The sequence below is a fragment of the Bacilli bacterium genome, assembly GCA_036381315.1.
Classification (GTDB): domain Bacteria; phylum Bacillota; class Bacilli; order Paenibacillales; family KCTC-25726; genus DASVDB01.
In genome coordinates this window covers 1-25,276 of record DASVDB010000145.1, presented here as the reverse complement: position 1 = coordinate 25,276, position 25,276 = coordinate 1, and the positions used below count along the sequence as shown (strand labels likewise).

The following is a 25,276-nucleotide window of genomic DNA, read 5'->3' as shown; positions in this document are numbered from 1 at the left end:
TATCGAAGCTTCCGCGGCAATTTTCGGATCCATTTTCTCCAAAATGCCGACGCGGCTGTCGCTATTCATCTGACTTAATATCAGAACCAATTCCGGGATGGTCAAGTTTTCCAGGACAGGCGCCGCTTTGCTTGGCTGCATGTCGGCATACATGGCGGCAAGGCTTTTGATCTGGTTCAAATATTCTTCATCGCTCGCCAATTTTTGCTGCAATTGCTCTTCGAGTTGTTTCACCTGCGCTTGCAAATCGGCAATCGTTTGATCTTTGTCATTATTCGCGGCGGTCAATTTTTGCAATTCCGCATCTTTTTGCGCAAGCAACTCTTTCACTTTCGCCGCTTCCAACGGCGCCGCCGCATCGGTTGCCGCCGCATTATCCGGCTTGTTCGGACTCGGTTCCGGAATCACCTTGTTCAGTATTGGAATCGAGTCGGCGACCCGCCACGCTGTGCCAAATACGTCATAGCCGAAAAAGGACAGCAGCACGCTTGTTAACACAATCGTAAACACGGCCGGTATCAGGAATATATAAATAAAACGTTCGAATGCGCCATACGATGCTTTCTCCACACCTTCATCCGCCAATCTGTTTCACCGTCCTTCTGCATTACAGATTTTTGCCGGGTTGATGCCTGACGGCAGCCATTTCATCCAACTGATCCTGCTCCGCTTTGAAAAATTTCGCCAAATACCGCGCGTATGCCCGATCCTTTGCGCCGAGCCACACTTTTTCATCCACCATTTTAACCGCAAGCGCGCTCTTGTTTTGCTCTACGGCCGCTCTGTCCCGGTATACGTCCGCCGATTTTTCGGCGATTTTTTTATCCAGGTGCTCGATAAAATGCTGCTTCTCCCGGATCTCGGAAACGGTAGCTTTCGCTTGCGCGCTTTGCATGAGCGCGGCTTGGGCGGTTTGTTTCGCCATTAACAGTTCGTTCAGCGAATGCTCCGCGGCGCGCAGTTTCCCGAGCGACTGCGCGAGCACCCATTCCGCTTGCGTTTTCTCGCTTTTTTTCAAATCGACGATTTTTTGCAAAGCGAATTTGAACCGCATCTGTCAATATCACCCTTACGCAAATAGTTGGGCCAATTGCCGGCACGCTTCCTGAAAATCAATCTTTTCCGCCACATCCTGGCATGTAAATTTGCGGATCGCCTCGATATGGCGGATCGCATTGTCGATTTCCGGGTTGCTGCCGTGCTGGTACGCCCCGATATGGATCAAGTCTTCCGAATTTCTATATACAGCAAGGATGCGTTTTAGCGTTTCGGCGGCCGCCATTTGTTCCTGCGGCACAATATCTTTCATGACCCGGCTTACGCTTGCCAGCACGTCGATGGCGGGAAAGTGCCCGCGATTGGCAAGATTGCGGTCCAGAACGATATGCCCGTCGAGAATGCCCCTTACGGCGTCGGCAATCGGCTCATTCAGATCGTCGCCATCGACTAAAACCGTGTAAAAAGCCGTAATCGAGCCTTTTTGCGATGTGCCGGAACGTTCCAACAGCTTGGGCAGATTGGCAAATACGGAGGGCGTGTAGCCTCTCGTTGCCGGCGGTTCGCCCACCGCCAAACCGACTTCCCGCATGGCCATCGCGTACCGGGTTACCGAGTCCATCATCAGCATGACATTATGGCCGCGATCGCGAAAATACTCGGCAATCGACGTCGCGATCAAGGCGCCTTTGATGCGGATTAGCGCCGGCTGATCGGAAGTGGCGGCGACCACGACAGAGCGGGCGAGTCCGTCGGGACCGAGATCGCGTTCGATAAATTCCCGCACTTCGCGGCCGCGTTCCCCGATCAGGGCAATCACATTGACGTCCGCAGCCGTATTGCGCGCGATCATGCCCAAAAGCGTGCTTTTGCCTACGCCCGAGCCGGCAAAAATTCCGATCCGTTGGCCTTTGCCCACGGTCAAAAGAGCGTCGATACAACGCACGCCGACGCCTATCGGCTCGGTGATGCGCGGCCGATGCAACGGGTTGCCGGGAGAGTTGTGCGTCGAATAGGAAGGCAGTTGCCGCGGCAGCACGCTGCCGTCCAGCGGACGCCCCAGGCCGTCAAGGACTTTGCCTAAAAGTTCGTGCCCCACCTGCACCGTAAGAGGCTTCCCGGTGCTGATTACCTCGCATCCGGGAGAGACGGACTGCAGTTCGCCAAGCGGCATGAGAATAACCCGATTGTTGCGGAAGCCGACAACCTCGGCCAGTATTTGCTGCTTGGCTTTGCCGGCATGAATGTAACAGGCGTCGCCGATACTCGCGTCCGGCCCCTCCGATTCGACCGTTAACCCGATCACTTGCGCAACTTTCCCGTTCACCCGCACGGAATTGATTTGCGAAAGCTGCCTTATGTATTTTTGCGGATCCGGCATACGCATCGCCATCATGCATCTCCGCCGCTTTCCAAAAATTCGTTTGGCGCATCATGGGCAATCGTGAGCAGCGCCTGCCTGATTTCCATAAGCTGCGTATCGATTCTGGCATCCACGCTGCCAAAAGGCGTGCTGATCATAACGCCATTTTCCGTTACCGCGGCATCCGGGACGATCCGAAGCTCTGATTGGGAACCGACGGCCAAAGCAAATTCTTCCCTGACCGCGGCAAGGCTCGCAAACTGTTTTGGATTAACGGCAATGATGATCGTTTTCTTGTCGCGCTCTTCCCGTAAATAGGTTTGGATCGTCTCTTTCAACCAATCGTCACCCACGGACAACTCCCGCCGGATAATTTTTTCAGCAATGGCGCAGGACAGTTCGACCAAAAAAGGCTCCGCTTCCAGAATCATTTCTTTTCTCATTTGCTGCGCAAGCGTCAGCACATCTTTGGCTTCCCGGATCAGACCGGCGTATTGCTCCCGGGCCGCTTGCTCGGCGTTATTCCAGCCTTCCCGATAGCCTTGTTCTTCCGCCTTAAGCCTGGCTTGTTCCGCGGCGGCGGCATCTTCTTTTCGCCGTTCATCCCACCATTTCCGGATTTCGGCGTTTGCTTCCGCCCGGATACGGTCCGCTTCCGCTGTCGCATCCTGAATGATTTGATTGGCCAACTGGTTCGCTTCGTTCATGATTCGCTGCTGTTCTTGTTCCAGCTGTTCGTTCCCGGACTTGTCTTCGCTTCCCGTTTCATCTTTTGCGGCTTGCGCCTTTTTGCCCATGCGCCTTTCTTTTTGCATGATTTCGATCAGCCGCATTTCTTCCAGCGAAATATATGACGAGGGTTTGATCAAATTAGACAATGATATCATCGCCTCCGCCGCGGGCAATGATAATTTCTCCCGCTTCTTCCAAGCGTCTTATGGTGGCCACGATCCGCGTTTGCGCTTCCTCGACGTCACGCAGCCGGACAGGCCCCATAAACTCCATTTCTTCCCGGAACGTTTCCGACATCCGCTTCGACATGTTGCGGAATATTGTATCCCGCACTTCATCGCTTGCAACTTTCAACGCCAATTGCAAATCGGCGTTTTCGACATCGCGGATAATACGCTGGATGGAGCGATTGTCCAGATTGACAATGTCTTCGAAAACGAACATTCGCTTTTTGATTTCTTCCGCCAATTCCGGATCCTGAATCTCCAGCGAATCGAGAATTGTTCGCTCGGTGCCGCGGTCGACGCCGTTTAATATTTGCACAATCGCTTCAATGCCGCCGGCCGATGTATAATCTTGCGTAACCGTCGCGGACAGTTTCTGCTCCAAAATGTGCTCCACCTGGGTAATGACTTCCGGCGATGTGCTGTCCATCAGAGCGATGCGCTTGGCTACATCCGCCTGCTTTTCCTGCGGCAAAGCCGAAAGAATGACCGAAGCTTGTTCAGGCTGCAAATACGAAAGCACGAGCGCAATGGTCTGATTGTTCTCGTTTTGAATAAAATTCAGAATTTGCGCGGGATCCGCTTTGCGCGCAAAATCAAACGGCCTGACCTGCAGCGTCGCCGTCAACCGGTTTAAAATATCCAGCGCCTTCTGCGAACCGAGCGCCCGTTCCAACACCTCTTTCGCGTATGCGATGCCGCCTTGGGAAATATATTCTTGCGCCAGGCAGATTTGATGGAATTCGGTTAAAATGGACTCGCGTTCCAGACTGTCGACTTTGCGGACGTTGGCGATTTCCAGCGTCAACTGCTCAATCTCCTCATCCCGCAAATGCTTGAAAATTTGCGCCGATATTTCCGGCCCCAACGTAATCATGAGAATGGCTGCCTTTTGACGGCCGGATAAAGTTTGTTGTGCTTTTGCCATCAGGCCCCCCCCTTAATCATCAACTAGCCAGGTACGCAAAAGATCGACAAATTCTTTCGGCTTCTTCTGCACAAGCTGCTCCAGTTGTTTCTTGACCTGGCTTTCACTCGTAGCTTGTTCCATTTCCAGCGAAGGAAACTGGATGGCCTGCTGGGCATTCGGAACAAGCGTATCCGCTGCGATTTCCTCCTCCATTCTTCTGCGTCTCATAAACAAAGCCGCGCCAACAATTATCGCTGCGAGCGCTGCGGCCGCAGCGGCGTATACCCACGGACTTTGCCAGAAGCTTTTGGTTGGGGGTTCGGGATTTCCTTCAAACGGGTGCGCAAACACCAGCACTTTTTGCGCCAGTTCCTGATCCGTCAATTTTTGCCCGTTGTCTGTCAAGGCTGCGCCAACGATGTTCATCAAAATGCGTTGGATCGCATCCCTGGTCTCCGCCGTTAAGGAGTTCGGATCGGTTTTGACCGGCGGTTCAACGGCGACATTAATCGTTAAATCCTTGACCTGATACGGACTCGCAACAATTTGGTTGGAGATCCGATTCACTTCATAATTGACTCTCTCCTGATTTTCTTCCGAATTCGTATTGCCGGAATCGGCGCTGCTCGGATAACCCGGCACGTCGTTCTCCCCTGTGCCCGGAATGCCGCCTTGGGCGCCGCCTTCGCTGCTGTATGATTTTTGGATTTTTTCCAGACTGATTTCGATGCCCTTCTGGTCGACCGTATTGACAGGAGTGACCAACTGCTCCGTCGTGTTCCGCTTGTCGAAATTCAACGCGGCGAACACGCTGACAACAACTTTGTCCGGCCCGATGATCCGGCTAAGAAGCTGGTACACATTTTTCTGAATATCCGCTTCAAATTGCTTCTTGAACATCAACTGCTGCTCCGCTGTTGTCGCTGCGGAAGCAAGGGCGCCGCCCGCCGTGGAAGGCGAAAATGATCCGCTCTGGTCGGAAACCGTAATGTCTTCGATACTTAAATTCGGCACGCTATGCGCCACCAAATTGAAAATGGTGTCTATTTGGTGTTGGTCCGGACGGTATCCCGGCTGAAAACGAATGACGACCGCCGCGGTGGACCTGTCTTGCACGTCGTTCAAAAATACGCTTTCTTGCGGAATATTAATCATGACTTTCGAACTGACGACACCATTCATGGCATTGATTAATTTTTGAATCTCGCCCGCTTTGGCGTCCAGGCTTAAAATATTAAATTCATTGTCGGTCATGCCGAATGAAGAAATATTGTCGCGAAAAATCCCGTAACCGATCGATCCGTTTTTCATCAAACCTTGCGACTCGACGTCGATTTTCACCTGTGTGGCAACCGGTTTTGGAACGCCAATGCTTTTGCCGTCTTCGCTCAGCTTGTACTTGATGCCCTGATTGTTCAAATATCCGGTGATGGCTGCCGCATCGTCGGCGTTCAGCTCCGTAAACGCGATGACATACTCGGTTTTGGAGAAAGTTAACGTGACGGCAACAATGACGATGATTACTGCGGCAATAGCGGAAACAATCATGATTCGTTGATTTTTGTTTGTTTTGCTCCAAAATTTCTTTAGAAGTTCCCAATAACGGGAAAGCCTCTCATTCACGTTCCCACCTCATCCAGAACACGCTAGTCAATCTGTCTGATTATAGTTGCATGCGCATGATTTCCTGATATGCCTCGATCATTTTGTTCCGGATCTGCACCGTCAATTCCAAACCCAATGACGCTTTTTCGGATGCGATCAGCAATTGGTGTATATCTGTCAGTTGTCCGGTGGCGAATTGCTTGGTAAGCTCATCGACTTCCGCATTTTGCGCGTTAAGCTGATCAATCGCGGTTTCAAGTAATTTTCCGAATTGGCCGGATACGTCAACCGCTCCTTTTCCCGGGGCGGACGTACCGCCTGAAACGGCAGGGGCGTTCATCAATTGCCCTGCCAGATCCGTTTTCGCGATCATACGAATCCTCCTTCATTGTTTTCCTTAGCCCCGATTCGCCTACTTGCCGATTTCGAGCGCCTTCATAAACATCGCTTTGCTGGCGTTCAACGCCGTCACATTGGCCTCATAGGAGCGGGAGGCGCCAATCATATCGACCATTTCTTTCAACACGTCGACATTCGGCATCAAGACATAACCCTGCTCGTCCGCATCCGGACTGCCGGGATTGTATACGCGCTTGTACGGCGTTTGATCCTCAATAATGCCGGTAACCTTGACGCCTTGCCCCGCACCGTACATGGCCTGCTTGAGCGCGCCGGAAAAAGTAACCGATTTCGGTTCCATGACAACCATTTTACGCGTATACGGAAGCCATCTTCCGTTTACAAACCTGCCCCGCGTTGTTTCCGCATTGGCGATGTTGGAGGAAATGACGTCCATGCGCAGCCGCTGGGCGGTTAGCGCCGAAGCGCTGATATCAAAACTGCTTGTCAGTTTCACGCTGATCACCTTCTCCCGTCTATCGCGATCCGGATTTGCCGCAATTCGTAATTCAACTGCTGAATAAGCGCATTGTAGCGAAGTTCGTTTTCCGCCATCAGCGCCATTTCCCGATCAATGTCCACATTGTTCAAGTTGTTGTTCATCGCGGAATGCTGGTCTGTGACAATCTCCGGCATCGCTTCGCTTCCGCCGCCGATCTCGAAGTGGCGCGGATCAGTCCGTTTGCCGACAAAATGGGCGGATGAAGTCTCGATTTCTTTTTGCAGCAAGTCTTCGAAAACGACATCCGATCTTTTGAAGTTGGGAGTATCGACATTTGCAATATTGTTTGCAATTACTTTTTGTCTGAGTGCAGCCGCATTCAGCGATCTTTCCAACAGATTGAACCGGGAATTGTCAATAATCGCCATCTTGTCCCCCCCTCAAAATAAAAGACTATATTGTTATTCAACAAATTGCCGGTAATTTCCTTCCTGTTTCGACAACAATCTTCAAAAAACATCATAAACGCCCTATTCCAACAAAAGGAATAGGGCGTTCGTATGAATTCCTGATTTTGTTATCCTGCTTTAGTCTTACCGGTTGCCTTTCAAATGCTCGATCAATTGGGGGAGCAAAATCTTGATATAGGTGCCTTTCATCCCCAGCGAGCGCGATTCAATGACGCCTGCGCTCTCCAGCTTGCGCAGCGCGTTTACGATCACCGAACGCGTAATGCCGACGCGATCGGCTATTTTGCTGGCAACAAGAAGCCCCTCTTTGCCGTCGAGTTCTTCAAATATGTGCCCGACGGCCTCCATTTCGCTGTACGACAACGATCCGATGGCGACTTGCACCACTGCGTTATATCGGGCTTCCTCTTCAATTTCCTCCTGCCTGATTCGCAATATTTCCATGCCGACAACCGTCGAACCGTATTCGGCCAAAATCAGGTCGTCGTCGATAAACGGCTGGCCGGCCCGCGAAACGACCAACGTTCCCAGACGGTCCCCGCCGCCGACAATCGGGACAATGATCAGATGCGGCTGTTCAAAAAGCTGTTTCAACCGCTCGTCGATTTCGCCCGGATGCGAACAAGTTTCCTTGACGCCAAGCAGAATCCCGTTGTGTTCCGCCTCCATCCGCCGCTCATTGAGCAGGTGATTGGCCGTATCGGCCGAATGAAACGGCGCGGCCATCGCATAGCCCAATATTTTGCCTTTTCTGCTTATGACAAACACATTGGATTGGATCGTATTGCTCAGCACTTCCGACATTTCCATAAAATTGACCGGCTGGCCGGCGGCTTTTTGCAACAATTTGTTTAACGTTCTGGTTTTGTTCAACAAATTCATCTTTTCAACCTCTTATAATATATACTGGCTCAAATCGCGGTTTTTGGCGATATCGGCTAATTTTTCCCGCACGTACTCCGGCGTGATGGAAAACTTCTCCAAGTTAATGTCGGGAGCTTCGAATGACAAGTCTTCCAGCAGTTTTTCCAAAATGGTATGCAATCTGCGGGCGCCGATATTTTCCGTGTTCTGGTTCACTTCGACGGCGATTTGCGCAATCTCGCTGATCGCTTCGTCGGTAAACGTGACTTGAATGCCCTCCGTTTCCAGAAGCGCGGTATACTGTTTCGTCAAGGCGTTTTTCGGCTCTTTCAAAATATTGACGAAGTCCTCCATCGACAAATTGTTCAATTCCACCCGGATCGGAAATCTCCCCTGCAATTCCGGAATCAAATCGGACGGCTTGGCGATATGGAAAGCGCCGGCGGCGATAAACAAAATAAAATCGGTTTTGACCGGTCCGTATTTCGTCATGATCGTCGAGCCTTCCACGATCGGCAAAATATCGCGCTGCACGCCTTCCCGCGAGATGTCCGGTCCGTGCCCCCTGCCGCCCCCGGCGATTTTATCGATTTCATCGATAAAAATGATTCCCGACTGTTCGGCGCGCGCAATCGATTCTTGCACCACTTCATCCATATCGATCAGCTTCTGCGCCTCTTCCTGAATCAGCAATTTGCGGGCTTCCTTAATCAAAAGTTTGCGCTTTTTCGTTTTTTTCGGCAAAAAATTGCCGAACAATTCCTGCATGTTGAAACCGACTTGTTCCGTTCCCTGGCCGGAAAACATTTCGAACATCGATGGGGCGTTATCCTCGACCTCGATTTCAATCGTTTCGTTTTCCAATTCGCCTTTTGCCAAACGTTCCGCCGCACGCGCGCGCTGTTCCTTGATGGACTGCTCGACTTCCGGGTCGCTTTGCTGGGCGTTTTGCCCTCCAAACAGCATTTCCAGCGGGTTTCGCGTGTTTTTCTGTTTCGATTCCGTCGGCACGAGATATTGTACGATGCGCTCGTTTGCCAATATTTCCGCCCGGTCCTTCACTTTTTCCGTTTTCTCCGCACGGACCATACGGATAGCCGTTTCCACCAGATCGCGCACCATCGACTCCACATCGCGCCCGACATATCCGACTTCGGTGAATTTGGTCGCTTCCACTTTGACAAACGGCGCATTGACCAGCTTCGCCAGTCTGCGGGCAATCTCGGTTTTGCCCACGCCGGTGGGGCCGATCATCAAAATATTTTTCGGCATAATTTCATCGCGCAGCGAATCATCGAGCAAATTCCGGCGGTAGCGGTTGCGCAAGGCGATTGCCACGGAACGTTTGGCCAAATGCTGGCCGACGATATATTTATCCAACTCTTTCACGATTTCCCGAGGTGTCAACGACTTGTGTGCCAATTCCATACCTCCTGAAGGCTGCCGCAGAATGCAGCCTACTCGATTTCTTCCACAATAATATTATGATTCGTATAGACGCAAATTTCCGCCGCCATTTCCAACGCCGCTTTCGCGATGTCCTTCGCTTCCATGTGCCCGGCGTATTTTTTAAGCGCTCTGCCTGCCGCAAGCGCGAAACTGCCGCCGGATCCGATCGCCAAAATCCCGTCATCCGGTTCGATCATTTCACCGCTGCCGGAAAGCAAAAGCATGTTTTGTTTATCCATGACGATCATCATCGCTTCCAACTTGCGCAATATTTTGTCCTGGCGCCAATCTTTCGTCATTTCCACTGCGGCGCGCTGCAGGTTGCCGTGGTATTCCTCCAGTTTGCCTTCGAATTTCTCAAACAGCGTAATGGCGTCGGCGACCGAACCGGCAAACCCGGCAAGCACGTTTCCTTTATACAGGCGTCTAACTTTTTTGGCCGTATTTTTCATGATCATGCTGTTGCCGAACGTCACCTGGCCGTCTCCGGCGATCGCCCCTTTGCCGTTATGGCGAACCGCGAAAATGGTCGTCGCATGAAAAGTAAATTCCATTTAGCCTCCTCCTTTCGTGACGCAAAATGTTTGGCAAAAATGAAAAAGCCGCTTACGCGCGCGGATGAGCACGGTTATAGATCGATTGCAAATGATCCCGCGTTACATGTGTATAAATCTGCGTCGTAGCAATATTGACGTGGCCCAGTAGCTCCTGTACGGTCCGAAGATCCGCCCCCGCTTCCAATAAATGCGTGGCAAACGTATGGCGTAGCGTGTGCGGGCTGATTTTCCGTCGCGTGGCCAATTTGCCGACATGCGTATCGATGATGCGCCTGATGCTGCGATCCGTTAACCTTCCCCCCCTGGTATTGAGAAAAAGCGCGGTTTCTTGCGCCGATTTGGCCAACAGCGGCCTTGCCTGCCGCAAATACCGCTGAAGCGCCGCAACGGCATAATCGCCCAGCGGCACATAGCGTTCTTTCGCCCCTTTGCCGAAAACAAGCGCGGTGCCGCCACGCAAATCGACCGACGCAAGATCAAGGCCAACCAGCTCGCTTACCCGCATGCCGCTGGCATACAAGGTTTCCAAGATTGCGGCGTCGCGAATGCCCGCCGGAGCGGACAAATCGGGAACCGCCAACAACGCCTTCATTTCTTCTACGTATAAAAATTTGGGAAGTTTCTTTTCCAATTTCGGCGTGCGCACCGCGCCGAACGGGCTTGCGGCGAGCACTCCTTCCCGCACCAAAAAAGCGTAAAAACTGCGCAAGGCGGATAATTTTCTGGCGAGACTTGCGCGCGCATAATTGTGCGCATTCAGTTCCGCCAAAAACGAACGCACCGCCAAATGCCCCACCGCGCCAAAATCATGTATCTGTTGCCTGCGCAAAAAGGCGGCAAATTGCCGCAAATCTTCTTCATAGCCGGCAATCGTGTGATCCGCCGCATTTTTTTCGCCGCGAAGATGCTGCAGAAACCATTCGATTGACTGCTCCACCCAGATCACTCCCAGCTTGCGCCGTGTCCAACCATCCACTCCTCAAAAACAAAGGATATCGTATCATAAAAAAAAGATTAATGACAAGGTACGAAAGCTTCAGATTGGCAAAATTGCTCAATGGAACGCAATGCCCGCGCGGCCAATTGCTCGATTTTTTGCATTTTGCTCGCATAGCGTTTTTCAATCGGCGGCAACAGGCCGAAATTCGCGTTCATCGGCTGAAAATGTTTCACTTTGGGCGACGTGACGTAATGCGCCATGCTGCCGATGACGCTTTCCGGCGGCAGCGCTGCACATGGTTTTCCCAGCGCCAGCAAGGCCGCGTTTAACCCGGCGATCAAGCCGGAGGCCGCCGATTCGACATAGCCCTCCACCCCGGTCATTTGGCCGGCAAAAAACAGCGTCTGCCTGCCTTTATACTGATATGTCGGGTAAAGCAAACCGGGCGAGTGCAAAAAGGTGTTGCGGTGCATGACGCCGTAGCGGACAAATTCGGCATGCTCAAGCCCCGGTATCAGGGAAAACACTCTTTTTTGCTCGCCCCATTTCAGATGCGTCTGGAAGCCGACCAGGTTGTACAACGTGCCGGCAGCGTTATCCTGCCGCAATTGCACGACGGCGAACGGCTTATTCCCCGTCCGCGGGTCGACCAATCCGACCGGCTTTAACGGGCCATACAGCAACGTTTGCTTGCCGCGTTTGGCCATGACTTCGATTGGCATGCAGCCCTCAAAATAGATTTCTTTCTCGAATTCCTTGACCGGCGCGGTTTCCGCCGTAACGAGGGCTTCGTAAAAGCGGGAAAATTCGCTTTCCGTCAGCGGGCAATTCAGATATGACGCTTCGCCTTTGTTATAACGGGAGGCGACAAACACTTTGGCCAGATCGACGGATTCTTTTTCCACAATCGGCGCGGCGGCATCATAAAAATATAAATACCGCTCGCCGGTCAATTGCCGGATGCGTTCCGACAGGATCGGCGATGTCAGCGGTCCGGTCGCGATAATGACAATCCCGTCCGGTATGTCGCGCATTTCTTCGCGAATCACTTCAATTTGCGGATGGTTTGCCAACATGGACGTAATGAGGCGCGAAAACGCCTCCCGATCTACGGCAAGCGCTCCCCCGGCCGGGACCGAAGTTTGATCAGCCGCATGCATAACCAATGAATGCAGCCTGCGCATCTCTTCCTTTAAAATGCCCACGGCATTCGTCAGGCTGTTGGCGCGCAGCGAGTTGCTGCAGACCAACTCCGCGAAACAATCGGTAACGTGCACCGGCGTTTTTTTTACCGGCCTCATTTCGTAAAGCGTAACCGGCACGCCGCGGCTCGCAATCTGCCAAGCCGCTTCGCTGCCGGCCAAACCGGCGCCGATAACGATCACTCGGTCGGCGGACATGCAAGCACCTCCCCGGATTTTTTCGTGCCGCCATCTTCGCAAAGATCGCAAGTTCGCAATAATGTCAAGCTTCTTCGCGCGCTTCCTCGCGCGGTTTCATCTGATGGTGGCAACGGATGCACTGCACCCGGACGGACCCTTTATTGCGTTTTTCCACCATCATCGCGCCGCATTTCGGGCATAATTCGCGCGCCGGTTTGTCCCAGGAGACGAAATCGCACTGCGGATAACGGTCGCAGCCGTAAAACAGCCGGCCCTTTTTGCTGCGGCGTTCCACGACCGCACCGCTGCCGCACGTCGGGCATTTTACGCCGGTGTTTTTTACGATCGGCTTCGTATTGCGGCATTCCGGAAAGCCGGAGCAAGCGAGAAATTTGCCGAACCGGCCCATTTTGTAGACGAACGGGCGGCCGCATTTTTCGCATGTTTCATCGGAAAACTCGTCCTGAATCTCGACCTCTTTCATTTCTTCGGCGGCAACTTCCAGGCGTTTGGCAAACGAACGGTAAAAGTTTTCCAACACATGCACCCAGTTTTCCTTGCCTTCTTCGATATAATCCAATTCGTCTTCCATTTTCGCCGTAAATTCCACATTGATGATTTCCGGGAAAAACTGTTCCATGATCTGCACGATGATTTCGCCCAATTCCGTCGGCACGAATTTTTTTTCTTCCAGCGCCACATAGCCGCGTTTCTGGATCGTTTCTAATGTCGGCGCGTAGGTGCTCGGCCGGCCGATGCCCAATTCTTCCAGCGTGCGGACAAGGCGCGCTTCCGTATAGCGGGGCGGCGGCTGGGTGAAATGCTGCTTCGGTTCGATTTTCTCGGCGTCAAGCCTGTCGCCTTTTTTCAATGGCGGCAGCAGTTTGTCTTCTTCCGTCGCTCCGTCGTCGTTGCCTTCCACATAAACTTTCATAAAGCCGGGAAATTTCACCGTCGATCCGGTCGCTTTAAACACCGCATCGCCCGCGGCAATATCCACCGTCATCGTATCCAGCACCGCGGAAGCCATCTGGCTGGCAATAAACCGCTCCCATATCAATTTGTAAAGTCGCTGCTGGTCGCGCGACAAATATGGTTTTACGTCTTCAGGCTGTTTGCGGACGTCGGTCGGACGGATCGCCTCATGGGCGTCCTGCGCGTTGGCCGCCTTTTTCGAGTAGTTGCGCGGCGTGTTCGGAACATAGGATTGGCCATATTTTTCGGCAATGTAAGCTCTCGCTTCTTCTTGCGCGACCGGGGAAACCCGGGTCGAGTCCGTACGCATGTACGTAATCAGGCCGACCGTACCTTCTTTGCCGATTTCCACGCCTTCATAAAGCTGCTGGGCAATCTGCATCGTTTTGGCGGCGCGGAAATTCAGTTTGCGGGCCGCTTCCTGCTGCAGCGAACTGGTGGTAAACGGCGGCGCGGGGTTGCGGAGCCTTTCCTTTTCTTTTACTTCGGCAACCGTGAACACGGCGTTTTGCAATCCGGACAAAATTTGCCCAACCTCATCCGCCGTGTGCAACTCCAGTTTGCTTGCGCCAAGCCCGTAAAACTTCGCATCAAACGGACCGTCTTGCGAAAGAAGCGTTGCGGTAATGGTCCAATATTCTTCCGGGATAAACGCTTTTATTTCATTTTCGCGGTCCAGAATAATTTTGACGGCGACCGATTGCACCCTGCCGGCCGACAAACCTTTTTTCACTTTTTTCCACAATAGCGGGCTGATTTTATAACCTACCAAACGGTCGAGAATCCGTCTCGCCTGCTGCGCGTTCACCAAATCCATGTTGATTTTGCGCGGCGAATGAAACGCGTCTTTTACGGCTTGCTTGGTAATCTCGTTGAACACAACGCGGCATGGCTCGCTTTCCGGCACTTCCAAATAGTGCGCCAAATGCCAGGCGATTGCTTCTCCTTCCCGGTCAGGGTCGGCGGCGAGATACACTTTTTTCACTTTTTTGCAAGCGTCCTTCAATTCTTTCAATACATTGCCTTTGCCGCGGATCGTAATATATTTCGGGTTGAATCCATTTTCGATCTCTACTCCGATTTGGCTTTTCGGCAAATCGCGAATATGCCCCATCGAAGCTTTTACAATAAATTTTCCGCCAAGATATTTTCCAATCGTTTTCGCTTTGGCCGGCGACTCAACGATGACCAGTGATTCCGCCAATCGCAAGTCCTCCCTTCATGTGCTTTCGCTAAGCGCATATAATGAACCAGGACGCTGCTCAATCAAACGTTTCATTAGTAAAGATAACAGAACTGCATGCAAATGTCCAAATTCGAAATTTCCAAGTTCCAGCAATCGGTCAAAAGACGCCGGTTCGTGTCGCAAAAGATTCAGCACCTTTTGTTCGTCGCCTGTCGTTTCCGTCGTTTGGCCCGCGCAATCGGAGAAAGCCTCACACTCCATCGTATGACCGTATTCCTCCAAAATATCCCGCACATCAGCCACAAGCTTGGCGCCTTGCTTGATCAGGGATAGCGGGCCCTGGCTTTTTGGCGAGTCGATCGGGCCGGGCATGGCAAACACGTCTCTCGACTCCTGCAGGGCATAGTCAACCGTGATCAGGGAGCCGCTTTTCAACGCGGCTTCCACAACCAATGTGCCGAGGCTTAATCCGGCAATAATGCGGTTGCGCAGCGGAAACAACCCGGGATGGGACTTCGTGCCGAGCGGAAATTCGGTTACGATCAATCCTTTTTGCGCAATCTCGCGGAACAGATCGCCATGCTCCGGCGGATAGACGATATCCGGCCCCGAGCCCAGCACGGCAATCGTAGCCGCAGCGCCCAGCAAAGCGCCGCGATGCGCGTCGCTGTCGATCCCCCGCGCCAATCCGCTGACGACGGTAAAGCCCGCTTCCGCTAGCCGTTTGGAAATTTGAAAAGCGTTTTTCCGCCCGTAAAAGGTAGGCGTTCGCGTACCGACAACGGCAATGGCAGGATGTTGCAACAGCGATATATCGCCGATGCAATAAATAACCCACGGCGGCTGCGCAATTTGCCGCAACAGCTTGGGGTAAGCCGCATCGAAGACCGTTACGACGGCAATGCCGCGCCGCTCGTATTCTCGCAATCTCCCCGCGGCATACGTTTCGTCCGCCGCTTTGCGGGCCAGAGCGATTTTTGCCTGATCGAGCCCGATTGCGGCCAGCTGCCGGTCCGTCAAGCTTAAGGGATCGTATAAATCCCCGTTTTGCTTCATGAATCTGGAAATTGATTTCCAGCCAATCCCCTTCATTTCGTGCAAAGCAATCAGCAGTTTTCGTTTGTCCATAACCATTTCCCCTTTCATGAGCAAATATGCAAAAAACCTCCCCTATCCCGCGGGCGGGACAAAGGAGGTTGCTTACCTCTCAAATAAAACTTGCATATATTATCGAATCGTCTTGCATTTCTCCAGAAGCCCTTGTTCCTCCAGTACGGAGACAAGCGTCGAACCCATTTCCGCCGGCGTCGGCGCCACGCGGATGCCGCATTCTTCCAGCACTTTAATCTTTTCCGCGGCGGTCCCTTTGCCGCCGGAAATGATCGCCCCGGCGTGGCCCATCCGTTTTCCTTTGGGCGCCGTTTTACCGCCGATAAACCCGACAACGGGCTTTTTCATATTGGCTTTGATCCAGCGGGCGGCGTCTTCTTCCGCGGTACCGCCGATTTCGCCGATCATGATGACCGCGTAGGTGTCCGGATCGTCATTGAAGCGGCTTAGAACATCTATAAACTCCATGCCTTTGACCGGATCGCCGCCGATGCCGACCGCGGTGGATTGTCCGATTCCGCGTGTCGTCAGCTGGTGCACCGCTTCATAGGTCAGCGTGCCGCTGCGCGAGACGACGCCGACATGGCCGGGAGCATGAATGTAACCCGGCATAATGCCGATTTTGCATTCGCCCGGCGTAATGACGCCAGGGCAGTTCGGCCCGATCAAAAGCGATTTTTTCCCTTCCATATAGCGCTTTACTTTTACCATATCCAAAACCGGGATGCCTTCGGTAATGCAGATAATCAATTCCACTTCCGCGTCGACAGCTTCCATGATCGCATCCGCGGCAAATGCCGGCGGGACATAAATAACCGAAGCGGTTGCGCCGGTTTTGTCGACCGCTTCTTTCACCGTGTTGTAGACCGGAAGCGATACGGTCGAACCGTTCTCAAGCGTAATGTCGACATGGGTACCGCCTTTGCCCGGCGTAGCCCCGGCTACCATCTGCGTGCCGTAGTCCAGCGCGCCTTTGGCGTGAAAAAGCCCGGTTTTTCCGGTAATGTTCTGCGTAATGACTTTCGTATTTTTATTGATGAGAATACTCATGGCTAACTTTCCTCCTATCGATCTTCATCGGCGTTTCGCTATTTCACCAGCGCGACGATTTTTTGCGCGCCGTCAGCCATGGAATCGGCCGCGACGATGTTCAGTCCCGACTCGCTCAAAATTTTCTTGCCAATTGCCACGTTTGTGCCTTCCAGCCGCACCACGAGCGGACGGGTCAAGCCAACCTGCCTGGCCGCTTCGACAACGCCGGTGGCAATGACGTCGCAGCGCATAATGCCGCCGAAAATGTTGACGAAAATGCCTTTTACACGTTCATCGGACAAAATGATCTTAAACGCTTCCGTAACTTTTTCCGTCGTTGCGCCGCCGCCGACATCAAGGAAGTTGGCGGGCTCGCCGCCATAGTGCTTAATAATGTCCATCGTCGCCATCGCCAGGCCGGCGCCGTTTACCATGCAGCCGATATTGCCGTCCAGCGCGATATAGCTTAAATCAAATTTCGATGCCTGAATTTCCTTCTCATTTTCTTCCGACAAATCGCGCAGTTCCAAAATATCCTTATGCCGGAACAACGCGTTCGCATCAAAGTTCAGCTTGGCGTCAAGCGCCATGACTTCGCCGTCGCCGGTCACGACAAGCGGATTGATTTCCGCAATGGAACAATCCTTGTCGACAAACGCCCGGTACAGCCCCATCATAAACTGCACCGCTTTGTTCACCAGCGCATCGGGAATATGTATGGCGTAAGCCAGCTTGCGCGCCTGGAACATTTGCAGCCCGACAGCCGGATCAATCGTTTCCTTGAAAATTTTCTCCGGGGTTTTCGCGGCTACTTCCTCGATTTCGGTACCGCCTTCCTCCGAAGCCATAAAGACGATGCGGCCCGTTCCGCGGTCCACCACAACGCCCAAATAATATTCCTTCCTGATGTCGCAGCCCTGTTCGATCAAAAGGCGCTTTACCTCTTTGCCTTCCGGTCCGGTTTGGTGCGTCACCAAAATTTTGCCCAATAAACTTTGCGCATAGGTTTTAACCTCATCGAGGTTTTTGGCCACCTTCACGCCGCCCGCCTTGCCGCGCCCGCCGGCATGAATTTGCGCCTTCACCACGACCACGGGCGTTCCGAGCGCCTTGGCGGCTTCCACCGCTTCGTCGACGGAAAAGGCCACTTTTCCTTCCGGCACTTTGACGCCATACTGTCTAAGCACCGCTTTTGCCTGATATTCGTGAATATTCATTACTTTATGCCCTCCTTCTTACTCTTCGCACGACAAGCAACAATCCCAGTTTAGCGCAAGTAATGTTGCATATTCAATGGTTGCCGGCAATTTTTTTCGCGACTTTTCCCGCGTTGTACAAATTTTCGCACGATTGTTGCATACCCTGCCAGTTTTAGACATATGCCAACATGATCATGCCGGCAACCGCGAACTTTTCCGGTTTTTTTAATTGCTCGGGAAATGGTTTTGGTTTATCCGCGGCTCCCGCTCCGCCTGGCGGATAAACCGCAGTTCGTTGCCGATAAAGCCGCACACCCGGCACTCAATATTCGGCTCCGCCAACGGGACTTCTTTCGGTTGTTCCGTTTCCACAATCGCGCCGGTGATCGCGTCTTTGCGAATGCTTTGCGAATAGCTCGTCACGATGCTGAATTTCACGCGGTTTGCACGGCAGTTCGGGCAAAAATACGGTTTGTCCATGTGCTGATCACCTCTTCGCATTTAGGATAGCCAACTGTGCGAAAATTATGGTAATATGGTTCATAGCCAAATAAAGAGCGGAATAAGAGGAAGCACCTTTGTTCCGGAAGCGGTGAAGTTTTTTCACATTTCCGATAACAAGAGGTGTTTTATTGTGTATGGAAAAATATTTAGCGGCTGCGTGCATGGCATCGAGGGAAAAAAAGTCGAAGTGGAAATCGATATTGCCAACGGATTGCCGCAAATCAACATCGTCGGGTTGCCGGGCGGCGCCATCCGCGAGTCGGCGGAACGCGTGCGAGCGGCGCTGAAAAACAGCCGGTTCGAGTTTCCGCTCAAGCGCATTACGGTAAATTTGGCTCCCGCCGATTTGCACAAAGAAGGCTCGGCGTTTGATTTGGCGATTGCCGCGGGCATTTTGACAACAAGCAAACAAATCCGTTTATACGGGTGCGAGAAAGCTCTCATCATTGGGGAGCTGTCGCTGGATGGCGCGGTCAGAGCCGTTCCCGGGGTGCTTTCAATGGTGCAAATGGCGAAAGCCGCAGGTTTAAAAATCGCTATTTTGCCCGGCGATAACGCTGCGGAAGCGAATCTGATCAGCGATATGCTGATCGTTCCGGTAAACAGATTGGAAGATTTGCGGGAACTGGAAAGCGCCGAAAAGTTTCAAGCGTACATGAATGGCGTTCAGATTGCGGAAATAAACGACAGTCGGGAATCCAACGCGCTTAATGTACAGGATTTCGATTACGCGGAAGTCAAAGGGCAGCATTTCGCCAAGCGCGCCATGGCGATTGCCGCGGCGGGCATGCACAACATCATGCTCGTTGGTCCGCCGGGATCGGGGAAAACGATGCTGATTCGCCGCCTGCCTACGATATTGCCGCCCATGACGGAAGCCGAAGCGCTTGAAGTCACAAAAATTTACAGCATAGCCGGCAAGTTGGAACGCGGCGGAACGATGATCCGGCAGCGACCGTTTCGCGATCCGCACCATACGATTTCGCAAGGCGGGCTGATCGGCGGCGGCAGTCCGCCTCGCCCGGGCGAAGTCAGTCTCGCTCATCATGGCGTATTGTTTTTGGATGAAATGCCGGAATTCCCGCGGCGCGTTCTGGAAGTTTTGCGGCAGCCGTTGGAAGACCGCAAGGTTACTTTGGCACGAGCGCGCGCCTCCTATGCCTTTCCCTCCCGATTTATTTTGGCGGCGACGATGAACCCTTGTCCTTGCGGCTACTACGGACATGAGACGGAAACAAATCCGTGCAGTTGCCATAAACAAAAAATTGCCGCTTACCGCGATAAATTGTCGGGGCCGCTATTGGACCGCATTGACCTGCATGTGGATGTGCCGCGCGTGGAGATTGAAGAGCTGACGAATTCTAGCGAACCGGCGGCAGGCAAGCATCAGCTTACATCGAAAGAGCTGCGCGAAATGGTCTATCGGGCGCACGCCGTTCAACAGAAAAGGTATGCAGGTACGCAAATACGTTATAACGGCGAACTGTTTGGCACGCTCTTGCGCGCGCACTGCCGGCTGAAGCAAGATGCCGCGCAACTTTTGCAGCAATCTTTCAACGCATTGGGTTTAAGCGCCCGCGCATACGACCGGATTTTAAAGCTGGCACGAACGATAGCCGATTTGGAGCAATCTGAAACCATCGAGCTTGAGCATGTCGCCGAAGCGATCCAATACCGCAAATTGGACCAGCGAACGTTGTGATTTTTCAGACAAAGGCGTTTTCAATATGGCGCAGATCGGCCAATTCCCCCGCGGGCGTGAGCTCGACGCCGATCACGTCGAATCTGGCGGGAGCGTTAAATTGCTTGTGGGCATACAAATACATTTGCGCTGTTTGCCGCACTTTCACTTGTTTGCGGGCATCCACCGACTCTTCCGGCGAGCCGAATCCGCCCCCCGCCGTGCGCGTGCGCACTTCGACAAAGACGATGGCGCCGCCTTTTTGCGCGACAATATCGATTTCTCCCGAACGGCATCGCCAATTGGTGTGCAAAATCGTATATCCATGATTCCGCAAATACTGCGCCGCCAATTGTTCGCCTTTGCCCCCCGTTTCTTTTTTTCGCCCCGGACTCATGGGTTGCTCCTCGCCGCAAAATCGCGCGCTTTTTTATCCATCCGGTAAATGTAGCTTAGAAGTTCGGCGACCAAACGGTATAATTCGGGCGGGATGGCCTGGTCAATATCCAGCTTGCTCAATAATTCCGCCAAGGATGGGTTTTCCTGCACCGGGACGCCGTGCTCCCGCGCCTTTTTTATCATATTTTCCGCCACGACGCCGTGCCCTTTGGCCGTTACAATCGGGGCTTCATGCTTGTCTTTGTCGTATTTTAAAGCAACCGCACGCAACCGTTTGGCTGCCTCGGAGCGTTTTATTTTCATATGCGCAAATCCACCCCTTTATACGGCCGCAGCGAAGGGATGGCAGCCGTTTTCCCGTTGCCGGATGCGGTTGCATAATGCTGTTCCGGAAAGTTATGATGCTTGAGCGACAAACAGGAATATCCCAATGCCGCGAGCGCCGCGCCTATTTCTTCTTTCGACTCCTTAAGCCATGATGAAATTTGCGGATGGTCGTTGAAGATGCGAATATTTGCCATCCGCTCTACAACCGCCACATCGATCACCGTAACCCCGAGCGCGGGCATATGCAGATCGAACAACAGCCGGCAGTTTTGCGCGTCAAGCAAGCCGCTTTTTCCTTTTCTTGACTGAATTTGCACGGACGCTGTTTGCCTGCCGTGTTCGTCGCGCAGCGGAATGAACAGTGTAATTTGCGACAAAGCTTGCTGCGTGCCGGTTTGCAGAAGCAGCTGCTGCCCCGTGATATGGTTCAACAACTGTTGGGCCGCCTCTTTTAACGGCGCCGCAAGTCCCGCGTTATCCAACAGTTGCGCGAGCACGCCTTTTAACGAATCGTGCGCATGCGCTCCATTGCCCTGCGTAACAGGCGGATTTTCCGCTATTTCCGGCGCAGCCATTTGTTGCTTCGGCATATGGTTGCCTTCATGTTCGAACGAAATGCCGATCAGTTTCAATAATTGGGGAATCCAGGCGGTATGCGGGATTTGTGCCGGCTGCGCGGCGGGTATTTCAGCGGCATGCGCAGCCATCCGTATTTCCGGCGCCGCCGCAGTCGACATCTTCGCAGGCTCAATCGGAGTTTGCATCCGAATGGGCGCCCGTGCCGGATATGACACATGTTCGGCTTGCATGTTATTTGGTAAAAATGCTTCCGGGTGGCCTGTTCGCCGGTTTGCTTGCGCCGATGCGCTTTGCTGTTGCGGCATTGGATGCGCTAATGCGCCTTGCTGCGGCCGCGGCTCCTGAATTATATGGTTTGCCGAATTGGCGCGAACAACCGCCTCTTCGGTTTCTCTGCCGGTCATTGCGATTGTTGACGGCAACTCCGTGCGCAGCGGGAAAATTTCAGCGACCATCCGGGCGGCTTGCCGCAATAAATCAGGCAGCATTACGGCTGCAGCCTGCGCCTTCCGCGGCGCAAAACCCTGTGTCTGATCCGTAACGGCCATCATCCGCGGATTTTCGGATAATATGGTTTGCACTTGCGAAGAAAAGGCTTGCAGCAATTGATGAAAGGCTTCGCCAAAGAGAACTTGCCAGATCGGCAGCGCGGTTTCCGCACTGAGCGGCAGCCCCCGCCTTGCGGCAAGCAAACCGGCGTCCATCCACTGATTTAACGGAATATTTTTCGGCTTGGCGGCCACAAACTCGCTCATGCGCGCAAATTGTTCCTTCGATACGGGTTGTTCTTCCTGAAGCAGTTTGCCAAGCACTGCGCGGTTTTCACTTGTATTTTTCACACCCAGCACATTCAGCCATTCAACCAGTGATTGCGCGGTTGCGGCCGTGGCGGAAAGAGGTAGAGCTTTGAGCCATAACATGCCGTCTTGCCGGTTTGGTTGCACGGCAAATGCCGCGGCTTCCCCGACGCTTAACGGAGTTAACAATTTCGCCCGAATTTGCGCGCCGCCCATGCCGATAATCGCTTCCTGATCGGACAACAGTTTCAAAACAACGCCTCTGACGATTTGTCCGACTTGCAATTCGAGCACGTTCGCTTCGTTGGCCGGCATGTTATGAAACAGCCCATGCAGCAATTGGCCGATGTTCATGACCCGTCTCCTCCCCTAGTGAGTTTATCGGCCGGAAACAGGAAGAACTTGAGCGGACGCATTTCAAAACAATTCCAGTTGCTGCGCGAGGATATTGCTTAAAAAAGAACGGCGGTGCAAGGCGCTCGGGCCAAACTCGACAATCTTTTTGCGGTGCGAAGCTGTCGCATATCCTTTATGGATCGCGATGCCGTATTCGGGAAACTGCAAATCCCAGTTTTGGCACATCCGGTCCCGCGTAACTTTGGCAACAATGGACGCCGCGGCGATCGACTGGCTCAGCGCGTCGCCGTGGATAATGGCCAACTGGCGAATATCCGTATCCACTTTTTCCGCGTCGATAAGCAAATAATCGGGCTTAACAGCGAGATTGTCAACCGCTATTTTCATCGCCATGCGCGACGCTTGCTTGATATTGATCCGGTCGATCGTCGCCGCATCGACGCACCCTACGCCTACGGCAAGCGCTGTTTCACAGATGACGTCAAAAAGCTGCTCGCGTTTTTTCGCGCTTAATTTTTTCGAATCGTTGATCTCGGGAATGGACAGCCCCTTGGGAAAAATGACCGCGGCAGCCACCACATCGCCAAATAAAGAGCCCCTGCCGGCTTCATCCAATCCGGCAATGGCGGTCGCTCCGCTCTTCCACAATTCCGTTTCATATTGCAACATCCGACTTCCCTCACCTTACGGCGTTTCCAAACTGATCCGGCCGATTTTTCCCGTTTGCAAATCTTTTAAAATCGTTTTGGCCGCTTTCGCGAGATCGATTGCGCCGCCGCTACGCAAACAGCCGCGTTTTTTGCCGATTTCTTCCATGACCGCAACGATGGATTCCGGCCGGGTCAATTCCGTCGGCAGAGCATCAAGGGAATAGCGGGCGGCAAGCAATTTCGGGTAGCGTTCCAACAAATATCGGACCGTAAAAAACGCGACATCCTCAAGATTTAAAATTTCCTCTTTAATCGCGCCGGTAGCGGCCAAGCGGTAACCGACGGCGGGGTCGGCAAACTTCGGCCAGAGTATTCCCGGGGTGTCCAACAAATCCATTTCACCGCCGATTTTAATCCACTGTTGCGCTTTGGTTACTCCGGGCCGGTCTCCGGTGGCGGCAACGCTACGACCGGCAAGGCGGTTAATCAGCGTAGATTTTCCCACATTCGGAATACCGGCGATCAATGCGCGGAAATTGCGCGGGTTGATGCCCTTGGCGAGCTGCGCCTTCGTCTTGTGAAGCAGCTTCGCTTTGCACGCGGGAACAATTTCCGCGAGATTTTTCCCGGAAACGGATTCGATCGCAAGCACGCCGGTATGATCGCTTTTTAGAAAATCGGTCCAATCTTTTGTTACCGCCGGGTCGGCCAAATCGCTTTTGTTCAAAACAACAAGCCGCGGCTTTCCCTTTAATAACGCATCGATCATCGGGTTGCGGCTGGAATAGGGGATTCTGGCATCCAAAAGTTCGATCACAATGTCGATCAGCCCGAGCTTTTCTTCCATTTGTCGCCGCGCCTTGGCCATATGCCCGGGAAACCATTGTATCGTCATATTGTTAGGCTCCTGAATCAATAATGATTGATTAGATGGATTTTTTTCAGCGGCCAAAAAACAAAATCAGCGCGCCCAATAATCTTGTCGTACGGCACAAAGCCGACGTCTTCGTATCTGCTGTCTTTGCTGTCGGGGCGATTGTCGCCCATGACAAACACATGGTCTTTGGGCACCGTCACGGCTTGCAATTTGCCGTTCACATATTTAAAGTCGCGCGTAAAGTTGTAGACCGGCCGGGTTTTATGCGCCTCTTTGATCGCGTCCGCGATGTAAGGTTCCGCTATTTTTTTGCCGTTTATGTAAACATCGTCCCCGTCCACTTTGATCGTCTCACCCGGCAACGCGATGACGCGCTTGATGTAATCCTTTCCTTCGGGAGCCAGAAACACAATCACTTCGCCCCGCCTGGGCGGATGAATGGAGTAAATCAATTTGTTGACGATTAATCGTTCGCCGGTATAAAAGTTCGGCCGCATGGAAGGCCCATCCACCACAAACGGTTGAAAAATAAACATCCGTATGACGACGACCAGCACCCCGGCAATCAAAATCGCTTTGATCCACTCCACGATTTCGTTTTTAATATGCGCATTTTGCTCTTGGTCCATGTTTTGCCGATTCCTTTCCAGGCCGAAGCTGCATTTTTTCATCACTGTGCTATATTGTATCATTGAATGGACGATTTAAAAAGAAAAAGGGCACAAAAAAAGGGCTTGCGTTGAATCAAGCCCCTTCTCTTGCGAAATTTAACGGATTTCGGTAATTCTCGCCGCTTTGCCGCGCAGATTGCGCAAATAGTAAAGCTTGGCGCGACGGACTTTACCTCGGCGAGTCACTTCGATTTTATCGATTTTCGGCGAATGCAGCGGGAAAGTTCTTTCCACGCCGACGCCATAGGAAATTTTGCGGACGGTGAATGTTTCGCTAATGCCGCCGCCGCGGCGCTTGATCACGACACCTTCGAAAATCTGAATCCGTTCGCGCGATCCCTCGATAACTTTCACGTGTACTTTCAACGTGTCGCCGGGACGGAAAGCCGGGATATCCTTGCGCAATTGTTCCTGCGCAATTTCCTGTATGATATTGCTCATTCCTGACTCCCTCCTTCCATACAGGTGTTCATGACGCTTCTTGCGAGCATCGTCGCTTCATCGCGTGCAGCGGACCACCTTATTCACACAACATGATGTATTCTATCATACGAACGGGGAATTGACAATCGTAATCGTTTTTTTACTTCCTGCCTTCT

Annotated in this window: 27 protein-coding genes; 1 reads left to right on the top strand and 26 read right to left on the bottom strand. The window is 52.7% G+C overall.

Going from position 1 to position 25,276, the window contains the following annotated elements; translation table 11 throughout:
* From VF260_10940 to VF260_10850, 19 genes are all read right to left on the bottom strand, one after another.
* Positions 1-570 (bottom strand): hypothetical protein (locus VF260_10940; protein HEX7057693.1); only part of this gene is annotated, 570 nt, incomplete at its 3' end.
* Between the two features lie 37 nt (positions 571-607).
* On the bottom strand, positions 608-1,054 hold the full coding sequence (gene fliJ, locus VF260_10935) for a flagellar export protein FliJ (protein HEX7057692.1): 447 nt from the start codon (positions 1,052-1,054) through the stop codon (positions 608-610).
* 15 nt (positions 1,055-1,069) lie between these two features.
* Positions 1,070-2,389 (bottom strand): flagellar protein export ATPase FliI, encoded by a 1,320-nt coding sequence (gene fliI / locus VF260_10930; protein ID HEX7057691.1) that lies wholly within the window; start codon positions 2,387-2,389, stop codon positions 1,070-1,072.
* Positions 2,389-3,237, bottom strand: coding sequence for a FliH/SctL family protein (locus VF260_10925; GenBank protein ID HEX7057690.1), 849 nt, complete (start codon positions 3,235-3,237; stop codon positions 2,389-2,391). The genes fliI and VF260_10925 overlap by 1 nt, the downstream gene beginning before the upstream one ends.
* On the bottom strand, positions 3,230-4,243 hold the full coding sequence (gene fliG / locus VF260_10920; GenBank protein HEX7057689.1) for a flagellar motor switch protein FliG: 1,014 nt from the start codon (positions 4,241-4,243) through the stop codon (positions 3,230-3,232). The genes VF260_10925 and fliG overlap by 8 nt, the downstream gene beginning before the upstream one ends.
* A 12-nt stretch (positions 4,244-4,255) precedes the next feature.
* A complete protein-coding gene (gene fliF / locus VF260_10915; protein ID HEX7057688.1) occupies positions 4,256-5,848 on the bottom strand; it encodes a flagellar basal-body MS-ring/collar protein FliF in 1,593 nt (530 codons plus the stop codon).
* A 40-nt stretch (positions 5,849-5,888) separates the two neighbouring features.
* Complete coding sequence (gene fliE, locus VF260_10910; protein ID HEX7057687.1) at positions 5,889-6,203, bottom strand: flagellar hook-basal body complex protein FliE; 315 nt, start codon at positions 6,201-6,203, stop codon at positions 5,889-5,891.
* 39 nt (positions 6,204-6,242) lie between these two features.
* Positions 6,243-6,686: a flagellar basal body rod protein FlgC gene (gene flgC, locus VF260_10905; GenBank protein ID HEX7057686.1), complete on the bottom strand. Its 444-nt coding sequence runs from the start codon at positions 6,684-6,686 to the stop codon at positions 6,243-6,245.
* A 5-nt stretch (positions 6,687-6,691) separates the two neighbouring features.
* Positions 6,692-7,099: a flagellar basal body rod protein FlgB gene (gene flgB / locus VF260_10900; protein ID HEX7057685.1), complete on the bottom strand. Its 408-nt coding sequence runs from the start codon at positions 7,097-7,099 to the stop codon at positions 6,692-6,694.
* Positions 7,100-7,264: 165 nt separating this feature from the next.
* Positions 7,265-8,023 carry a GTP-sensing pleiotropic transcriptional regulator CodY gene (gene codY / locus VF260_10895; protein HEX7057684.1) on the bottom strand — a complete coding sequence of 253 codons (759 nt, stop codon included), beginning with the start codon at positions 8,021-8,023 and terminating at the stop codon, positions 7,265-7,267.
* Positions 8,024-8,035: 12 nt separating this feature from the next.
* Positions 8,036-9,427, bottom strand: coding sequence for an ATP-dependent protease ATPase subunit HslU (gene hslU / locus VF260_10890; GenBank protein ID HEX7057683.1), 1,392 nt, complete (start codon positions 9,425-9,427; stop codon positions 8,036-8,038).
* Between the two features lie 35 nt (positions 9,428-9,462).
* Positions 9,463-10,008 (bottom strand): ATP-dependent protease subunit HslV, encoded by a 546-nt coding sequence (gene hslV, locus VF260_10885; GenBank protein HEX7057682.1) that lies wholly within the window; start codon positions 10,006-10,008, stop codon positions 9,463-9,465.
* 52 nt (positions 10,009-10,060) lie between these two features.
* The gene (gene xerC / locus VF260_10880) at positions 10,061-10,954 is read right to left on the bottom strand and encodes a tyrosine recombinase XerC (protein HEX7057681.1); all 894 of its coding nucleotides are present in this window, start codon (positions 10,952-10,954) and stop codon (positions 10,061-10,063) included.
* Between the two features lie 71 nt (positions 10,955-11,025).
* On the bottom strand, positions 11,026-12,351 hold the full coding sequence (gene trmFO / locus VF260_10875; protein HEX7057680.1) for an FADH(2)-oxidizing methylenetetrahydrofolate--tRNA-(uracil(54)-C(5))-methyltransferase TrmFO: 1,326 nt from the start codon (positions 12,349-12,351) through the stop codon (positions 11,026-11,028).
* Between the two features lie 64 nt (positions 12,352-12,415).
* Positions 12,416-14,512, bottom strand: coding sequence for a type I DNA topoisomerase (gene topA / locus VF260_10870; GenBank protein HEX7057679.1), 2,097 nt, complete (start codon positions 14,510-14,512; stop codon positions 12,416-12,418).
* 15 nt (positions 14,513-14,527) lie between these two features.
* A complete protein-coding gene (gene dprA / locus VF260_10865) occupies positions 14,528-15,622 on the bottom strand; it encodes a DNA-processing protein DprA (GenBank protein ID HEX7057678.1) in 1,095 nt (364 codons plus the stop codon).
* A gap of 99 nt (positions 15,623-15,721) precedes the next feature.
* Complete coding sequence (gene sucD / locus VF260_10860; GenBank protein HEX7057677.1) at positions 15,722-16,654, bottom strand: succinate--CoA ligase subunit alpha; 933 nt, start codon at positions 16,652-16,654, stop codon at positions 15,722-15,724.
* Between the two features lie 38 nt (positions 16,655-16,692).
* The gene (sucC, locus tag VF260_10855) at positions 16,693-17,853 is read right to left on the bottom strand and encodes an ADP-forming succinate--CoA ligase subunit beta (protein HEX7057676.1); all 1,161 of its coding nucleotides are present in this window, start codon (positions 17,851-17,853) and stop codon (positions 16,693-16,695) included.
* A gap of 207 nt (positions 17,854-18,060) precedes the next feature.
* Entirely contained in the window at positions 18,061-18,315 is a 255-nt protein-coding gene (locus VF260_10850) for a hypothetical protein (GenBank protein ID HEX7057675.1), read from the bottom strand.
* A gap of 154 nt (positions 18,316-18,469) precedes the next feature.
* Between VF260_10850 and VF260_10845 the strand changes: the two genes are divergently transcribed.
* Positions 18,470-20,041 (top strand): YifB family Mg chelatase-like AAA ATPase, encoded by a 1,572-nt coding sequence (locus VF260_10845; protein ID HEX7057674.1) that lies wholly within the window; start codon positions 18,470-18,472, stop codon positions 20,039-20,041.
* Positions 20,042-20,045: 4 nt separating this feature from the next.
* Here VF260_10845 and VF260_10840 read toward each other — a convergent pair whose 3' ends face one another.
* The 7 genes from VF260_10840 to rplS all read right to left on the bottom strand — a co-directional run bounded on the left by VF260_10840 (position 20,046) and on the right by rplS (position 25,118).
* Positions 20,046-20,417, bottom strand: a complete 372-nt coding sequence (locus VF260_10840; protein HEX7057673.1) for a YraN family protein — start codon at positions 20,415-20,417, stop codon at positions 20,046-20,048.
* The gene (locus tag VF260_10835) at positions 20,414-20,722 is read right to left on the bottom strand and encodes an EscU/YscU/HrcU family type III secretion system export apparatus switch protein (protein ID HEX7057672.1); all 309 of its coding nucleotides are present in this window, start codon (positions 20,720-20,722) and stop codon (positions 20,414-20,416) included. The genes VF260_10840 and VF260_10835 overlap by 4 nt, the downstream gene beginning before the upstream one ends.
* Complete coding sequence (locus VF260_10830; GenBank protein HEX7057671.1) at positions 20,719-22,476, bottom strand: hypothetical protein; 1,758 nt, start codon at positions 22,474-22,476, stop codon at positions 20,719-20,721. Before VF260_10830 ends, VF260_10835 begins: the two co-directional genes overlap by 4 nt.
* A 63-nt stretch (positions 22,477-22,539) precedes the next feature.
* Complete coding sequence (locus tag VF260_10825) at positions 22,540-23,148, bottom strand: ribonuclease HII (protein ID HEX7057670.1); 609 nt, start codon at positions 23,146-23,148, stop codon at positions 22,540-22,542.
* A gap of 15 nt (positions 23,149-23,163) precedes the next feature.
* Complete coding sequence (gene ylqF / locus VF260_10820) at positions 23,164-24,024, bottom strand: ribosome biogenesis GTPase YlqF (protein ID HEX7057669.1); 861 nt, start codon at positions 24,022-24,024, stop codon at positions 23,164-23,166.
* Between the two features lie 17 nt (positions 24,025-24,041).
* Positions 24,042-24,635: a signal peptidase I gene (gene lepB / locus VF260_10815; GenBank protein HEX7057668.1), complete on the bottom strand. Its 594-nt coding sequence runs from the start codon at positions 24,633-24,635 to the stop codon at positions 24,042-24,044.
* 138 nt (positions 24,636-24,773) lie between these two features.
* Entirely contained in the window at positions 24,774-25,118 is a 345-nt protein-coding gene (rplS, locus tag VF260_10810) for a 50S ribosomal protein L19 (GenBank protein ID HEX7057667.1), read from the bottom strand.
* Positions 25,119-25,276 lie beyond the last annotated feature (158 nt).

Excerpts from the sequence above, each read along its gene's own strand:
- fliJ (HEX7057692.1), bottom strand. The coding sequence starts at position 1,054 with ATGCGGTTCAAATTCGCTTTGCAAAAAATCGTCGATTTGAAAAAAAGC.
- fliI (HEX7057691.1), bottom strand. The coding sequence starts at position 2,389 with ATGGCGATGCGTATGCCGGATCCGCAAAAATACATAAGGCAGCTTTCG.
- fliG (HEX7057689.1), bottom strand. The coding sequence starts at position 4,243 with ATGGCAAAAGCACAACAAACTTTATCCGGCCGTCAAAAGGCAGCCATT.
- fliE (HEX7057687.1), bottom strand. The coding sequence starts at position 6,203 with ATGATCGCGAAAACGGATCTGGCAGGGCAATTGATGAACGCCCCTGCC.
- flgB (HEX7057685.1), bottom strand. The coding sequence starts at position 7,099 with ATGGCGATTATTGACAATTCCCGGTTCAATCTGTTGGAAAGATCGCTG.
- codY (HEX7057684.1), bottom strand. The coding sequence starts at position 8,023 with ATGAATTTGTTGAACAAAACCAGAACGTTAAACAAATTGTTGCAAAAA.
- hslV (HEX7057682.1), bottom strand. The coding sequence starts at position 10,008 with ATGGAATTTACTTTTCATGCGACGACCATTTTCGCGGTTCGCCATAAC.
- trmFO (HEX7057680.1), bottom strand. The coding sequence starts at position 12,351 with ATGTCCGCCGACCGAGTGATCGTTATCGGCGCCGGTTTGGCCGGCAGC.
- dprA (HEX7057678.1), bottom strand. The coding sequence starts at position 15,622 with ATGGACAAACGAAAACTGCTGATTGCTTTGCACGAAATGAAGGGGATT.
- sucD (HEX7057677.1), bottom strand. The coding sequence starts at position 16,654 with ATGAGTATTCTCATCAATAAAAATACGAAAGTCATTACGCAGAACATT.
- sucC (HEX7057676.1), bottom strand. The coding sequence starts at position 17,853 with ATGAATATTCACGAATATCAGGCAAAAGCGGTGCTTAGACAGTATGGC.
- VF260_10850 (HEX7057675.1), bottom strand. The coding sequence starts at position 18,315 with ATGGACAAACCGTATTTTTGCCCGAACTGCCGTGCAAACCGCGTGAAA.
- VF260_10840 (HEX7057673.1), bottom strand. The coding sequence starts at position 20,417 with ATGAGTCCGGGGCGAAAAAAAGAAACGGGGGGCAAAGGCGAACAATTG.
- VF260_10835 (HEX7057672.1), bottom strand. The coding sequence starts at position 20,722 with ATGAAAATAAAACGCTCCGAGGCAGCCAAACGGTTGCGTGCGGTTGCT.
- VF260_10830 (HEX7057671.1), bottom strand. The coding sequence starts at position 22,476 with ATGAACATCGGCCAATTGCTGCATGGGCTGTTTCATAACATGCCGGCC.
- VF260_10825 (HEX7057670.1), bottom strand. The coding sequence starts at position 23,148 with ATGTTGCAATATGAAACGGAATTGTGGAAGAGCGGAGCGACCGCCATT.
- ylqF (HEX7057669.1), bottom strand. The coding sequence starts at position 24,024 with ATGACGATACAATGGTTTCCCGGGCATATGGCCAAGGCGCGGCGACAA.
- lepB (HEX7057668.1), bottom strand. The coding sequence starts at position 24,635 with ATGGACCAAGAGCAAAATGCGCATATTAAAAACGAAATCGTGGAGTGG.
- rplS (HEX7057667.1), bottom strand. The coding sequence starts at position 25,118 with ATGAGCAATATCATACAGGAAATTGCGCAGGAACAATTGCGCAAGGAT.